This window comes from Mesorhizobium sp. WSM4829, from assembly GCF_055811475.1.
Genome location: NZ_JBVVQJ010000007.1, coordinates 60,012 through 75,116 on the forward strand (window position 1 = coordinate 60,012; position 15,105 = coordinate 75,116).

Here is a 15,105-nt window from a genome sequence, read left to right on the forward strand (position 1 = left end):
AAGCGGTGCCATATCGCTTCCGGGCCGCCGGCAGCACGAACTGCTCAAAGTGCCGATTGCGTCTGAGCTGGAACGACCCGCCAGATCTTGTTGCCGACATCATCCGCCACCAGCAGGGCGCCGCGCCGGTCTATCGCCACGCCCACAGGACGGCCATATGCCTTGTCGTCCTCGCTCAGGAAGCCGGTGAGGATGTCCTGGGGCGGGCCGGAGGGCCTGCCGCCTGAAAACGGCACGAAAATCACCTTGTAGCCGCTGCGCGGCCTGCGGTTCCACGAGCCATGCTGCCCGACGAAAGCACCATTCCTGTATTGAGGACCGAACAGGTCGCCTGTGTTGAAGGTCAGTCCCAATGAAGCCGTGTGCGCCCCGAGCGCATAGTCCGGCTTGATCGCCTGGGCGACGAGGTCGGGCCGCTGCGGCTTGACGCGATTATCGACGTGCTGGCCAAAATAGCTGTAAGGCCAGCCATAGAAGCCGCCATCCTTCACCGAAGTCATGTAATCCGGCACCAGATCGCTGCCGATCTCGTCGCGCTCGTTGACGACGACCCAGAGCTCACCGCTTTCCGGGTTCCACGACAGGCCGTTCGGATTGCGCAGGCCGGAGGCGAAGAGACGCGTCTGTCTCGAGGTGAGATCGATCTCCAGCACGGCGGCTCGGTTCTCTTCTTCCTCCAGGCCGTTCTCGCCGACATTGGAATTGGATCCGACCGTCGCATAGAGCTTCGTCCCGTCCTGCGAGGCGGTCACGTCCTTGGTCCAGTGGTGGTTCCTCCCCGCGGGCAGGTCGACGATCTTCTCCGCTGGTGCGGTGATCTCGGTCGCACCCTCCTGGTAGGGAAAGGCCACAATTGCATTGGCGTTGGCGACGTAGAGCTTGCCGTTGAGCAGGGTCATGCCGAATGGCGAGAACAGCCCGGTGAGAAAGGCGGTTCTGGTTTCTGCAACCCCGTCGCCGTCCTGATCGCTCAGCAGCGTGATGCGATTGGCGCTATGCGTCCCCGCGCCGGCCTGGCTCTGGAAGAAATTGACGAAGAAGCGCCGTATGCTGAAGCCCTCCTCCGGCCTGGGCGGCGCATTGCTCTCGGCCACCAGCACGTCGCCGTTTGGCAACACATACAGCCAGCGCGGATGGTCGAGCCCGCGGGCATATTCGTTGACTGCAAATCCCTGGGCCGCTGTCGGCTTGGTGCCCTGCGGCCATGGCATGGCCTTGGCGACATGGACGGTCGGCAGCCAGGTCGGATTGGGCTCCGGCAGGGTCGGGTTGGGGCCATAGGTCTCGGCGATCGGAACGGTCGCCTCTTCGCGCGACAGGAAGAAGATCGCTCCTGCGGCGATTACGAGAACAATGATCAGCATGAGAAGGGCGGTAGCCAAGTTTTTCACCAGAACCTCGAAAAACGTCGAAAGAACGCAAACGCGCTTATCGCGTTGCGGTTGCCGACGCAGCGGCCGATCGGGAGAAGTAGGCCGCAAGCGCGCGGACGTCGTCGTCCGTCAGACCCTTCGCGGCATTTGCCATGAGATGGCCGAAGCGCGTTCCGCCACGCTTTCCCGCCCTGAACAACCCAAGCTGCGTCTCGATGTAGGGCGCCGGCTGGCCGGCGATCGAGGGATAGAGCGGGCTGCGGTCGTGTCTTCCGTGACAGCCGAGACAGGCGGGCACATTGGCCTCCCTGACGCCGCTCTCGGCGATTTCCTTGCCGCGCCGGACAAGTGCTGGATCGCCGCCGCCGCCGGGGTGCATCGCCGGCAGGGCAGCGAAATGCTTGGCCAGGTCCGGCCAGAACTGAGGCCCTGCCGCAATGGCGGGCAGGCTCATCAACCCGCTTGCCCGGCCTTCCTCGGCATAGGCACGCAGGCTTTCAAGCAGATACGCCTCGCTCTGCCCGGCAAGAACGGGTATGGCGGGACCGCGTCCAAAACCGTCCTCGCCGTGGCAGCGGGCGCAATCCGCCAGCGCTTGCGGCAGGGTTTCGGCAGCGCCTGCAGGAGGCGCAAGCCTTTCGCCATAGGCGAGATCGCGATAGGCGGCCTCGTCCAGCGACGGCAGTTCGCGCAGGAAGGCGACCATCGCCCAGACCTCGTCGTCGCGTTCCTGTGTCGGCCAGGCCGGCATGCCGGTGAAACGCACGCCGTGCTTGACGATACGAAAAAGCTCCGCGTCCGACCATTCGCCGACGGCCCCGGCAAGGTCAGGCGGCTGCGGCAGCATTCTCATGACGACAGGAGATCGCGGCTCGCCCGGCGCGCCGTGACAGATGGCGCAGCCGCGTGCGAAATGCCCGGCGGCCGGCTGAATCGCATGGCGCGGCAGAGCCTCTGGAGCGTCGACCGCCAAGGTATAGGTGCGCACAGCCGATCGCATGGCGAAATGGAGGAACCATTCCGTGATCTTCCAGTGGCCGCTCGAGGCACCGACATTGAAAAAGCCGATCCAGGCCGCCAGCACCACGACGAAGGGCAGAATGGCAAGTCCTATGGCGAGCTTCTTCCAGCTGATATGCATCAGACCGTCTTCCGCGGTGGTGTGGCGAGGATGCGCGCGAAAAGCGTCACGCCGCCGGCCAGGTAGACCGCGGCGCCGACCAGAAGCATGATGACGCCGCCAAGTTCCTGATCCTGCTGGGCGGAAAGCGCGATGCCGAAGCAGCTTGTCTCGCCGGTCCCATAAAGCGGCCGCGGGGTCAGCGCCAGAAGCGCGCCGAGCAAGGTCATGTGGATGGACGTCAGAAGCAGGGCGAAGGCGCCGGCGGCATAGCCTGTGGTGTCCGAGCCGCGGCGCGGCAGGCAGGCCAGCCACAGGAACAGCCCGGCGGCAAGGAACGTGACCTGCTCGACAGCGGTGATAAACAGCGAGCTTTGCGCCAGAGCCCGCAAGGCCGGTGCGTGCCAGGACCAGACGACGATGAGTTCGACGAGGGAGGCGGGGAGGGCGAGGGTGAACGACCGGCTCGCACCTGGTGTCGGGCCGAGCGGGACCCCAATCGCCATCAGCGGCGCGGCGATCGCCACCACTCCCATATGCGCCAGCATGTGCGCCGAAAACGAATCCCGCAAGCCATCGAGCAGCGGCCCGAGCCAGACCAGGGCAAGGACGAGGATGCCGAGGATGAGGCAGGCGCGTCTCACCGGATACACTCCGTCAGGAACAATGCAGGCATCGCGGTGAAGATCACGGCGATGAAGCTGAGACCCGAGAGCAGCAGCGTCGCAAAGCCCTGGAACAGGGTCCGGTCGCGTCTCGTCGGATCGTCGTGCGGCGGATCGTCTGTGCCGAAGCCCCATTGCCGCCAGGCGAGCCATGCTGACAGGGCGATCAGCGAGAGGGCGATCACGGTGGCGGCGGCGATGCCGGCGCGCACAGCGCTGAAACTCAGCCCGACAAGCTCGGGCTTGGCGCAATAGATCGCCGCGCCGATGTAGCAAACAAGGAAATGCGCAGCCCACACCACCGGCGCAGTGAACAGCGTCCACAGTGTTTCGATCTGTTTTGGGACAAGCCACATCGGCGCCTCACATCGCTGCCGGAAAGAGCCCGATGATGGCGAAGGTGGTGACGGCGGCAATCAGCAGGAAATGCCAGTAGAGCACCACATTGCCTAGATCCAGGTCATGCTTCGGCGTCAGTCGGCCGGCCAGCGAGCGGGCCAGGCAATAGGCCTGCATGACTGTGCCGAGCGCTGCATGGGCGAGCACCCAGATCACCAGGATCCAGACGATTGCGGGATAGACGTGGCGCGTCGGGTCCATGCCTGGAGACAATGGCGCGGCCAGGCCTGTGGCGGACGCGGCAACGGTCGTTAGCAGGGACAGCACCAGCAAGCCGCGCATAGTGGCCGTAGCGCCGCGCCTGTTGACCGTGCGTGCCGCCACCATCAGGCCCCACGCCGTAGCGAACAGGCTGGCAGCCACCAGCGACCAGACCGCATCGGGCCCGGCAATCCCCGCGGTGAAGTTGGCATGGATCGTCCAGTAGAAGAAATAGCCGAAGACGAGGCTGGCGAACGCGGTGCCATCGCCCACCATGGTGATGAACATCGCCCACCAGCCGACCGAATCGGAGCCGGAGGCATAAAGCGGCAGGCTGAGGCCCAGGCCGACATCCTTTTCCGGTTTCTCGGGGATTTCGCCAGTGCCCGTCCAGAGCCAGTAGATGACTGCGCAAAAGCAGATGATTGCGGCCAGCGCCGTCGCGATCCACCAGTGGAAGGTAAGCGCGATGAAGGCGCCTCCGAGCGAAAGAGCCGAGACGATGGTGACATGGGAGGTGCCGCCGACGCGCAGCACCTGGACGGGTTCGGCGTCGAGCACGCTGGTGACCAGTCCCTCGCGCCATCCCTCTTCCGCGTCGGGCAGATAATAGCGGCCTTCATTGACTTTGCGGGCAAGGTCCTTCTGGTCCCACAAGGGGTAGCGGCTGCGCACGATGGGTATCGAGCGGACGCCCCAGTTCTCCTCCGGCTCGGAAATCCATTCCAGCGTGCCGGCATTCCACGGGTTGAATTCGCCGCGCGGCTGCCGGTGCTTTGGCCTGAGCACGTCGAAGACGACCACCAGCACGCCCGCGGCGAAAATGAAGGCTCCGGCCGTCGAGATCAGGTTCAGCCAGTTCCAGCCGATTTCGGCTGGATAGGTGAAGACGCGGCGGGGCATGCCGCGCAAGCCGCTCAGATGCATGGGGAAAAAGGAGATGTTGAAGCCGCAGAACATCAGCCAGAAGGCGAGCCGCCCCAACCCGTCTGAGAGCTTCTTCGCGTCGATCAGCGGGTAATAGTAATAGAGCCCGGCCACGACCGGGAAAAGCATGCCGCCGATCAGCACATAATGGAGATGCGCAACGACAAAATACGTGTCGTGCGCCTGCCAGTCGAACGGTGCGAGCGCCACCATGACGCCTGTCAGTCCGCCGATGACGAAGATGGCAAGCCCTCCGGTGCCGAACAGCATCGGGGTCGAGAAGATCACCCGGCCGGCCAGCATGGTGGCGATGAAGACGAAGATCTGCACGCCGGTCGGTATCGCCACCGCCTCTGAGGCCGCCGAGAAGAAGGCCAGCGAGATCTGCGGCAGGCCTGTGGCAAACATATGGTGCACCCACAGGCCGAAGGAAAGGAACCCTGTCCCCACTGCCGCGAGCACGATCCAGGAGTAACCGACGATCGGACGCTGGGAGAAAGTCGGCACGATCATGGCCATCAGCGCGATCGCCGGCAGGAAGATGATGTAGACTTCCGGATGGCCGAATATCCAGAACAGATGCTGCCACAGCAGCGGGTCGCCGCCGCGCGCTGCGTCGAAGAACGGCCAATCGAACATCCGTTCCATCTCGAACAGGAGGTCGCCGGCGATCAGCGGCGGGAAGGCGAACAGGATCATTCCGGCAACGATCAGCAGGTACCAGGCGAAGAGCGGCATCAGGTTGATGCGCATGCCCGGCGCGCGGCATTTCATGATGCCGACGATGAGCTCGACGGCGGCCGCGATCGAGGCGACTTCGATGAAGGAAAGGCCGAGCAGCCAGATGTCGGCGCCAATGCCGGAGAACTCCTTGTCGGTGGCGAGCGGCGGATACATGAACCAGCCTGCCGACGGCGCCGCATTGAAGAAGATCGAGCCGCAGACGAAGATACCGCCGAGCAAAAAGCTCCAAAAACTGAAGGCTCCGAGGCGCGGAAACGGCATTTCGCGGGCGCCCAGCATCGGCGGCAGCAGGAAGATCGCGACCGCCTCGAAGATCGGCACCGCGAACAGGAACATCATCACCGTGCCGTGCAGGGTGAAAGCCTGGTTGAATAAGTCGGCCGAGAGGAAGTCGTTGTCGGGCGCGGCGAGCTGTAGCCGCACCAGGAGCGCGAGCACGCCGGCAAACAGCATGAAGGCGAAGGCCGCCGAGCCGTACCAGAGGCCGATCTGGTAATTGTTCACCGAGGTCCAGTAGCGCCAGCCGGTTGGATTGGCCCAGACGGCGCGCAGCCGCTGTTCCTGCGCCTTGTATTCTTCCGGCGAACGCTCCTTGACAGCGCTCATCGCAGGCCCCTCAGCCAGGCGGCCATAGCGCGAATGTCGCCCGGCGGCAACATGTCGAAGGCCGGCATCCCGGAACCAGGCTTGATCAGGTCGGGCCGGGCGATGAAGCGGGTGACGGCGTCTTCGGTGTTGGGCAGGATTCCGGCTGCGACGGTGGCGCGGGAACCGATATGCGAAAGATCCGGGCCGATCAGGCCGCGCGCATCGGTGCCCGCGACGACATGGCAGGACCCGCAGCCATGGCGCAGGAACAGCGCGCCGCCGCTTGCGCCAGCCCCTTCCGCGGGAATTGCCTGGGCGGCAAGCCAGGACTGGAAGGCTTCGGGCGCCATGGCGACGGCCGAGAGCGCCATCAGCGCGTGAGACGTGCCGCAATATTCCGCGCACGGGCCGCGGAATATACCAGGTTTCGTGGCCATGATCGAAAGCCTGTTGGTGCGGCCGGGGATCATGTCCATCTTGCCGCCGAGCGGTGGGATCCAGAAGGAATGGATCACATCGGCGCTTTTCAGGGTCAATTCGACCCGCTCGCCGACCGGCAGCCTGATCTCGTTGGCAGACGCGACCGGCGGTCCCAGAGGAGGGTGATAGACAACTTCCCACCAGAACTGCCTGCCGGTGACTTCGATCCGCAGGGCGGCGGGGCTCGCCTGGGCGAAGGGCCGAAGGCCAGGCATCAGCCACAGCGCATAGGCGAGCAGCGCACAAAGCGTGACCGAGGGGAAGACTACGCCGCCCCAAAGGATGATGCTGCTGGCAGACTTTTCGGCCAGCCTGCGGCGATTGACGAGGGCTGCATGAAGAAGCAGGCCGACCACGCCCAGCCAGATAACGGCGCCGCCGCTTAGCATGATCCAAAACAGCATTTCTATCTGCTGCGCTTCCGCTCCCGCGGGCTCAAGTGCCGACTGAGTGCTCGTCTGGGCGCCGGCAGAGCCGCTCGCGAGCAACAATGACGCAGCTGACAGGCTGAAATATCGACCCATTTGCAACCCCTCCGCGGTAAACCGGCGAGAGGGGCGGAAGGTTCCGGGCAACTGAGCGTTCGAACTGGTGGAATGAACGTGTCGGTCGAGTCAGTGGACGGTTTTGCGTGTCGGCGGTTTTGCGCGCGAGTCGATGGCTTTCTGCAACAAGACGCGGGCCTCGCGTGTCAAACCTTTGGGCCAGAAGTGGCCGGAGCTCATGGCGCCGCAGAGGCTACGAATTCTTCACCGACAGCAGTCCTTTTATGATTGGTTTCTGTCACCAGAAATCCTTGTGGCCGGTTACGATCTGTTCTTCGAGTTCAGGGAATGGGCCACGGATTGCTACATGGCGCCGTCCGGCGGCGAACACCTGATGACAGCTCAGATCGAGGGTCAGATTCTCCGAATTGTCTCCGGTCAGCTCGGCCAGCCGCCTTTCGCTGAGTCCGTAGACCACGGTGCCGATGCCGGCCCAGTAACAGGCCCCGGCGCACATGCAGCACGGCTCGACCGAGGTCACCAGCGTGCATCGCTCGAGAAAGGTCGGGTCGTATTGCTGCGCAGCCGCGCGGGCCACGTTTGCCTCTGCGTGGCCAACGCCGCGATCCCGCGCGTAGGTGTTGCCCGATGAAAGCAGCACGTCGCCCTCCGGCCCGACCAGGAGCGCCCCGAAAGGATGATTGCCACTCGCCCGGCTCTCGGTGGCGATCTCCACGGCGAGACGTAGATATTCGGTATCGCTCTTCATGGCCGCCTCCTTGGGGTGCCCGTTCGTAACTGTACGCGTAAAGACCTCTTGGACAATTTTCAACGAGTGACGAAACAATTGCGCTCGATCGCCGTTTGCGCGTCATGACGGGCATTTTGGGCGGGTGTTGGATTGCCCAGAGGAGGCGACGATGAGCGCAACCGGCTTGGAAGTTTTTGACAAAACCCTGCAGACGACAAACATCTGGCTGGACGAGATCATGGCCGATCACGGGCCCGACAGGCGCGTGGCCTGGCATATGCTGGGAGCCGTTCTACGCACCTTGCGGGATTGGCTGCAGATTGAACTGGCTGCCAATTTGGGGGCTGAACTGCCGCTTCTCGTGCGCGGAGCCTACTATGATCGGTATCGGCCGCGTGATCTGCCGACGAGCAGCCGTTCGTTGGAGGATTTTTTGCAGCGGGTGGCCGAGGAGATGAAATCCACTCGACCGGTGAATCCCGAGGATGCGACGAGATCCGTGTTCAAGGTACTCGCCAGGCATGTCGACCTCGGCCAGTCGGCCAAGGTGCGGGACGCGTTGCCGAAGCAGATCCGGGCGCTTTGGCCCGAAAGTGTTGGAGTCTAGCAGCAAGACCAAAGTCGGGCCTGCCGATGCGGTTCTCAACCGCCTCCGCCCGCGCGGTCGTTTTCCTCGCGATACAGTCGCTCGGTGGCCCGATCGCTTTCTCTGCGCTCTGCAGGCCCACGGCGTCGCCGCGTAAGGAGTGCGTAGGCGAGCAGGATTGCCAGCAGTAGCGGGCCGCCAGCAACCACGATCAACCACATGCTGTTCTCGAACATGGGACATCTCCTTTCCCGCGTTACCCATCAGGAGCGAAACCGTTGCTCCCGGTGCAGGGTTGGACACCGCAGTGCAACTCTCTTCGCCGAATGGCCAGTGATTCGCCATTCAACTGCTGAACGCGGGCAACTGCTGAACGCGGGCAACTGCTGAACGCGGGCAACTGTTGAGCGCGGGCAACCGTTGAGCGCGGGCAACTGCTGAGCGCGGGCGGTTTATTGCTTCAGAAAGGCAACTTGTACCCAGCGGGCTGTTGCGCTCGGCAAGCGCTGGTGGAAGAATGGACTTCCCTCGGAAACGTTCCATTGTGCGAGCCATTCGCTGGCTGACTTCCAGGCGTTCACGATATCTGTCTGGACCCCTAACATCCGGTCGCAGACGCACTACGTGTAATAGGGAACCACAAAGGCTTTCCGACAGTTGAGTGAAGAGGCGACAGCAACCAGACCGGCCGGGGCGAGGAATACCATGCGCGAGAACCACTCCGACGTCTTCGATCTGTTTTCGGAGATTTACACCAATGCGGCGCAGGAGGAGATAAGCATCCAGCAATATCTCCTTGCCTGCCGCGAGGATAAATCGATGTATGCTTCGGCGCCCGAGCGGATGGTCGAGGCGATCGGCGAGCCCACCCTGATCGACACCAGCATGGATGAGCGGCTCGGCCGCATTTTCTCGAACAGGACAATCAAGGTCTATCCCACCTTCGCCGAGTTCTATGGCATGGAGGACACGATCGAGCGCATAGCCGGCTATTTCCGCTATGCCTCTCAGGGGCTCGAGGAGCGCAAGCAGATTCTCTATCTGCTTGGCCCTGTCGGCGGCGGCAAGTCCTCGCTCGCCGAACGGCTGAAGAAGCTGATGGAGGAGCGTCCGATCTATACTTTGAAGGTCGGCGACCAGATCAGTCCGGTTTTCGAATCGCCGCTCGGGCTTTTCAATCCTGACCGCATGGGCGACCTTTTGGAGGACAAATACGGCATCGCGCGGCGCCGGCTGAACGGTCTTATCTCGCCATGGGCGGCCAAGCGCCTCGACGAACTGTCCGGCGACATCTCCAAGTTCAGCGTCGTCAAGCTCATGCCTTCGCGGCTACGCCAGATAGGCATCTCCAAGACCGAGCCAGGCGATGAGAACAACCAGGACGTTTCGGCCCTGGTCGGCAAGGTCGACATAAGACAGCTCGAGCATTTCAGCCAATCCGATCCGGACGCCTATTCCTACAGCGGCGGCCTGAACCGGACCACGCAGGGGCTGCTCGAGTTCGTCGAGATGTTCAAAGCGCCGATCAAGGTCCTGCATCCGTTGCTGACCGCTACCCAGGAAGGCAGCTACAACGGTACGGAAAACTTCGGATCTTTCCCGTATCAGGGCATCGTCGTAGCCCACTCCAACGAATCGGAATGGCTGCAGTTCAAGAACAACAAGAACAACGAGGCATTCCTCGACCGTATCCTGGTGGTCAAGGTGCCGTATTGCCTGCGGGTCACCGAAGAAAGGCAGATCTACGAAAAGCTGCTGCGCGAAAGCGAATTGGCCTCCAGTTCCTGTGCACCGGAGGTTCTCGACATTCTCAGCCGGTTCACCGTCTCGACCCGTCTGGCCGAGCACGACAATTCGCCGCTCTACACCAAGATGCGCGTTTATGACGGCGAGAACCTCAAGGACATAGATCCCAAGGCGAAGTCGGTTCAGGAATACCGCGATGCCGCCGGGGTCGATGAAGGCATGACCGGCGTCAGCACGCGCTTTGCCTTCAAGATCCTGTCGCAGACCTTCAACTACGACACCAAGGAAGTGGCCGCCGATCCCGTGCATCTGATGTACATTCTGGAGGAGGCGATCAAGCGCGAGCAGTTCCCCAAGGAAACGGAAGCCGCCTATCTCGACTTCATAAAGTCGGAACTGGCCACGCGCTATGCCGAGTTCATCGGCCATGAAATTCAGAAGGCCTATCTGGAATCCTACAGCGAATACGGCCAGAACCTGTTCGACCGCTACATCGCGTATGCCGATGCCTGGATCGAAGACCAGGACTACAAAGACCCCGATACCGGCCAGATCCTCAATCGCGAGGTGCTCGACAACGAACTGTCGCAAGTCGAAAAGCCGGCCGGCATTGCCAACCCCAAGGACTTCCGCAACGAGGTCGTGAAGTTCACGTTGCGCGCCCGGGCGAGGAACCATGGCCGCAACCCTTCGTGGACGAGCTATGAAAAGCTGCGCGAAGTCATCGAGAAGCGGATGTTCGGCCAGGTCGAGGATCTGCTCCCGGTGATCAGCTTCGGCTCCAAGCAGGACAGCGTAACGGAGAAGCGGCATACCGAGTTCGTGCATCGGATGGTCGGACGCGGTTACACCGAACGCCAGGTCCGCCGACTGGTGGACTGGTACATGCGGGTGAACAAGGCGGGCTGAGTCCGGCCGGGATGGTTCCATGCCGATCTTTGTCGATCGCCGACTGAACCCAAAGGACAAGAGCCTCGGCAACCGCCAGCGCTTCCTGAAGCGTGCGCGCGAAGAGCTGAAGCGAAGCATCCGGGATCGGATCCGTACCGGCAAGATCGCCGATGTCGACAGCGAGCACGCCGTCTCGATGCCAGCGAGGGGCACAGCTGAGCCGAGCTTCAGCGACGCGAAGGACAGCGGCAGGCGGCAGCACATCCTGCCGGGCAACAAGCATTTCGCCCCGGGCGACCGGGTTCCGAAGCCCGGCCAGGGCGGCGGCGGCTCATCTCCCGGGAAAACGGTCTCGGAGGACGATTTTCGTTTCGTGCTTTCGCGCGAGGAGGTGCTCGACCTCTTTTTCGAGGATCTCGAACTTCCCGACATGGTCAAGCTCAACCTCAAGGAGATACTATCCTTCAAACCGCGCCGCGCCGGGTTCGCGGCGACCGGTTCGCCGACCAACATCAATGTCGGGCGCACGATGCGAAACAGCCATGGTCGCCGTATTGCGCTAAGGCGCCCCAAGCAGGAGGAACTCGATGCGATTGCGGAGCAACTCGCAATCCTGGAGGCCGAGCCGCAGAGCGCGGCGCCGGCACGCCAGCGCATTGCAGCGTTGCGGGAGGAGCTTGAGCGACTTGAGCGCCGCCGCAAGCGGATCGCCTATGTCGATCCCGTCGACATCCGCTTCAACCGTTTCGACGCCCAGCCCGTACCGAACGCCAATGCGGTCATGTTCTGTCTCATGGACGTATCCGGCTCGATGGGCGAACGCGAGAAGGATCTGGCCAAGCGCTTCTTCGTGCTGCTGCACCTGTTCCTGAAACGGCGCTACGACCGCACCGAAATCGTCTTCATCCGCCATACGCACGAGGCGCAGGAGGTGGACGAGGAAACCTTCTTCTACAATACGCAAAGCGGCGGCACGGTTGTTTCCACGGCACTCGAGGAAATGCACCGCATCATCGCGCAACGCTATCCCAGCAACGAGTGGAACATCTATGCCGCCCAGGCGTCGGACGGCGACAATTTCGTCACCGATTCTGAGCGTTGCATCGGCCTGATGGACGGCCAGATCATGCGCCTGTGCCAGTATTTCGCCTATGTCGAGATCATCGACGAGCGTGAGAGCCATATTTTCGGCACCACCGACAATGGAACCTCGCTCTGGCGCGCCTACAGCGTTGTCAACCAGCGATGGCCGAATTTCCAGATGAGCCGTATCGCCAACGCAGCCGACATCTATCCGGTCTTTCGCCAGCTCTTTGCCAGGCAGCCGGTCTTGCAGAAAAGCGCTTGAGGGGAGCCGATGGCGAACCAGACCATCAAGTCGGGCCAGACCAGCAAGTCGGGCCAAACCAGCAAATCAGGCCAAACCGGCAAACCAGGCCAAACCAGCAAATCAGGTTTGCTCTTTTCGGGGTCCGACTGGGATTTCAAGACACTGTCGCGCGCCTACGAAGCGATCGAGGCGATCGCCATCGAAGAGCTTCATCTCGACATCTATCCGGTGCAGATGGAGATCATCTCGTCCCAGCAGATGCTCGACGCCTATTCCTCGGTCGGCATGCCGCTGATGTATCGCCACTGGTCCTTCGGCAAGCATTTTCTCTACCAGGAATTGCTCTACCGCAAAGGCGGGCGGGGGCTCGCCTACGAGCTGGTGATCAATTCCAATCCTTGCATCGTCTACCTGATGGAGGAAAACACCATGGCCCTGCAGGCCTTGGTGACAGCTCATGCAGCGCTTGGCCATAATCATTTTTTCAAGAACAATCATCTGTTCCGGCAATGGACGGACGCGAGCGCGATCCTGAGTTATCTGGACTTTGCCAAGGGTTACATTGCCCGTTGCGAGGAGCGGCACGGCGTTGCCGCGGTGGAGGCGATCCTCGATGCGGCCCACGCGCTGATGGAACAGGGGGTCTTCAGATATCGCCGGCCGCCGAAGCTGTCGTCGGAGCGGCAGCGTGTAGGCGTTCGTGAGCGCCTGGAGTACGAAGAGCGTTCTTACAACGATCTGTGGCGCACGCTGCCGCCTTCGAAGGGTGGAGACAATGTTGGGGAAAAGAATTCCGACATCGCGGAGCGAAAGAAAACGCTCAAGCTGCCCGAGGAGAACCTGCTTTACTTCCTGGAAAAAAACAGCTTGGTCCTGGAGCCCTGGCAGCGTGAAATCGTCAGGATCGTCCGCGTCGTCGCGCAATACTTTTATCCGCAGCGGCAAACGCAGGTGATGAACGAAGGCTGCGCCACCTTCGTGCACTACACACTGATGAACATGCTGTTCGATCGTGGCCTGATCAGCGAAGGCGCGATGCTGGAAATCCTGCGCAACCATTCGAACGTGATCTTTCAGCCGGGCTTCGACGACCCGCGGTTTTCCGGCATCAATCCTTATGCGTTGGGCCTCGACATGATGCAGGACATCCAGCGCATAGCGACCGAGCCGACTGCCGAGGATCGTGACTGGTTCCCCGATATCGCCGGCAACGGCGACTGGCGCGAAACCCTGCTCGACGCGTGGGCGAACCATCGCGACGAATCTTTCATCCGCCAGTATCTGAGCCCCGCCCTGATGCGGAAGTGGCGGTTCTTTGTCCTCGCCGACGCCGCCAGCGAGCCGCATTACGAAGTCGCGTCGATACACAATGAGCGTGGCTACGAAAAGATACGCGCCGGGCTCGCCCAGAGCTACGACATCGGCGCGAGCCGGCCGGATATCCAGGTGGTGGATGTCGATCTGCTCGGCGACCGGCAGTTGCGACTGGAGCACAAGGTGAAGAACGGCATCATGCTGGAGGAGGCCAGTCGCGACGCCACGCTGCGCCATATCCGGACCCTGTGGGGCTATGAGGTCAGCCTGGCGGCGATCGATGCGCAAACCGGCGGGACGCTCAACGAACGTTCGACCAGCCAAATCGGGGAATGACCAAACCGGAATGGCCGGCGACGGCATCGTTCTACTGCCGGGTTTTTACTCCTGGGTCCAATGCTCCGGGGTCGAATGCTCCGGGTCCAATGCTCTGGCCGTCGGACCCGGAAAGGTCGGTTCCGTAGGAATCTCCGATGGTGTATCGGGAGGAATTTCGACGGGCTGCCTTTCGGGGCTGGGAACGGGATCAGGCGAAGGCGGAGGAACGCCCGGAGGCTCACCAGGCGGAGTCTCCGGCGGAGCAGGAGGCCGGGCCGGCTCAGGATTGGGATTATCCGGTATCGGCACGGGATTGTTCGGGTCTGGATCAGGATCGGTCATCGGAGACTCCCCGAAGCTTGCTTCACATCTCCTCGGCGCCAATGTGTTTCCACTCAACAGCTCCGGCGCCAATGAATAGCTCGTTCTCGCTCTCGACCCCGGCCTAGACGTGGGTCGTTCGCAGCGGCATGTGTCTCCTTCCGTTTGCTCGGAGGAGGGTCATCCAGCGTGACAACCATCGCGCCGAACGATGGTTCCCTGCCTTGGCGGTGGGGCTCAATGCCAGCGGCGTTGAATAATGGAGCGGCGGCTCCACCTTCGTCGCCTTTACCGTGTCGGCGAGCACGCTATGTACGCCGCGTATTGCCAAGACGGTTCAGGGAGGAACAGCATGCGCGCGTTCATGATTGTCACCCTTCTTCTGGTCGCAATCGCAATGGCGCTGTCGCTCGCACACGCGTTGGAGTTGCCCGGCAAGTTGCGCCTCAAGGAGGCCACCTACAAATCTGTGCAGGAGATCTACTATCCCGGCTTCACGATCGGCGGGTTTGCCGAGATCGGCGGCATCATTGCACTCGCCATCCTGCTTTACCTCACGCCCTATCCAGGCGGTCGATTCTGGTGGACTTTGGCGGCCCTTGTCTTCCTGGTGGCGGAACATGCGACCTATTGGCTGGTAACACATCCCGTCAACAATTTCTGGGTGGAGGACGTCGCAGTGTCGAAACCAGCCGCGACGTTTTTTTCAATGCTCCGCCGGAAGCAAAGCGGCGACTGGAAAGACTTGCGCGATGTTTGGGAAGCCTCGCACGTCGCCAGGGCAGGCCTGGCGATGCTGAGCCTGATCTCGATTGCTGTCGCCGCGACATTTTATGCTGGGAGTGAATAGCGCGTGGGATGCGCAG

General features: G+C 62.1%; 13 protein-coding genes. 5 read left to right on the plus strand and 8 right to left on the minus strand.

The window, feature by feature from the left end; genetic code table 11:
- Window positions 1-44: 44 nt before the first annotated feature.
- From AC0L17_RS09100 to AC0L17_RS09130, 7 genes are all read right to left on the minus strand, one after another.
- Window positions 45-1,364 (minus strand): PQQ-dependent sugar dehydrogenase, encoded by a 1,320-nt coding sequence (locus AC0L17_RS09100; RefSeq protein ID WP_473515676.1) that lies wholly within the window; start codon window positions 1,362-1,364, stop codon window positions 45-47.
- A 64-nt stretch (window positions 1,365-1,428) separates the two neighbouring features.
- Complete coding sequence (locus AC0L17_RS09105; RefSeq protein ID WP_473515568.1) at window positions 1,429-2,514, minus strand: c-type cytochrome; 1,086 nt, start codon at window positions 2,512-2,514, stop codon at window positions 1,429-1,431.
- On the minus strand, window positions 2,514-3,137 hold the full coding sequence (locus AC0L17_RS09110) for a cytochrome c oxidase assembly protein (RefSeq protein ID WP_473515569.1): 624 nt from the start codon (window positions 3,135-3,137) through the stop codon (window positions 2,514-2,516). Before AC0L17_RS09110 ends, AC0L17_RS09105 begins: the two co-directional genes overlap by 1 nt.
- Window positions 3,134-3,514 (minus strand): hypothetical protein, encoded by a 381-nt coding sequence (locus AC0L17_RS09115; protein ID WP_128166553.1) that lies wholly within the window; start codon window positions 3,512-3,514, stop codon window positions 3,134-3,136. Before AC0L17_RS09115 ends, AC0L17_RS09110 begins: the two co-directional genes overlap by 4 nt.
- Before the next feature lie 7 nt (window positions 3,515-3,521).
- Entirely contained in the window at window positions 3,522-6,035 is a 2,514-nt protein-coding gene (gene ctaD / locus AC0L17_RS09120; protein ID WP_473515570.1) for a cytochrome c oxidase subunit I, read from the minus strand.
- The gene (gene coxB / locus AC0L17_RS09125; RefSeq protein WP_473515571.1) at window positions 6,032-7,021 is read right to left on the minus strand and encodes a cytochrome c oxidase subunit II; all 990 of its coding nucleotides are present in this window, start codon (window positions 7,019-7,021) and stop codon (window positions 6,032-6,034) included. The genes ctaD and coxB overlap by 4 nt, the downstream gene beginning before the upstream one ends.
- A 259-nt stretch (window positions 7,022-7,280) precedes the next feature.
- On the minus strand, window positions 7,281-7,751 hold the full coding sequence (locus tag AC0L17_RS09130) for a nucleoside deaminase (RefSeq protein WP_473515572.1): 471 nt from the start codon (window positions 7,749-7,751) through the stop codon (window positions 7,281-7,283).
- A 151-nt stretch (window positions 7,752-7,902) separates the two neighbouring features.
- Between AC0L17_RS09130 and AC0L17_RS09135 the strand changes: the two genes are divergently transcribed.
- Window positions 7,903-8,340 (plus strand): DUF2267 domain-containing protein, encoded by a 438-nt coding sequence (locus AC0L17_RS09135; protein ID WP_091596603.1) that lies wholly within the window; start codon window positions 7,903-7,905, stop codon window positions 8,338-8,340.
- A gap of 35 nt (window positions 8,341-8,375) precedes the next feature.
- Here AC0L17_RS09135 and AC0L17_RS09140 read toward each other — a convergent pair whose 3' ends face one another.
- Entirely contained in the window at window positions 8,376-8,555 is a 180-nt protein-coding gene (locus AC0L17_RS09140) for a hypothetical protein (protein WP_027151390.1), read from the minus strand.
- Between the two features lie 469 nt (window positions 8,556-9,024).
- Here AC0L17_RS09140 and AC0L17_RS09145 point away from each other — a divergent pair, with 469 nt between their 5' ends.
- The 4 genes from AC0L17_RS09145 to AC0L17_RS09160 all read left to right on the plus strand — a co-directional run bounded on the left by AC0L17_RS09145 (window position 9,025) and on the right by AC0L17_RS09160 (window position 15,089).
- Window positions 9,025-10,974 (plus strand): PrkA family serine protein kinase, encoded by a 1,950-nt coding sequence (locus AC0L17_RS09145; protein ID WP_027151391.1) that lies wholly within the window; start codon window positions 9,025-9,027, stop codon window positions 10,972-10,974.
- A gap of 19 nt (window positions 10,975-10,993) precedes the next feature.
- Window positions 10,994-12,304, plus strand: a complete 1,311-nt coding sequence (locus tag AC0L17_RS09150; protein WP_027151392.1) for a YeaH/YhbH family protein — start codon at window positions 10,994-10,996, stop codon at window positions 12,302-12,304.
- Between the two features lie 9 nt (window positions 12,305-12,313).
- Window positions 12,314-13,936, plus strand: a complete 1,623-nt coding sequence (locus tag AC0L17_RS09155) for a SpoVR family protein (RefSeq protein WP_091596597.1) — start codon at window positions 12,314-12,316, stop codon at window positions 13,934-13,936.
- A 562-nt stretch (window positions 13,937-14,498) separates the two neighbouring features.
- A complete protein-coding gene (locus AC0L17_RS09160; RefSeq protein ID WP_473515573.1) occupies window positions 14,499-15,089 on the plus strand; it encodes a DUF1772 domain-containing protein in 591 nt (196 codons plus the stop codon).
- Window positions 15,090-15,105: the final 16 nt, after the last annotated feature.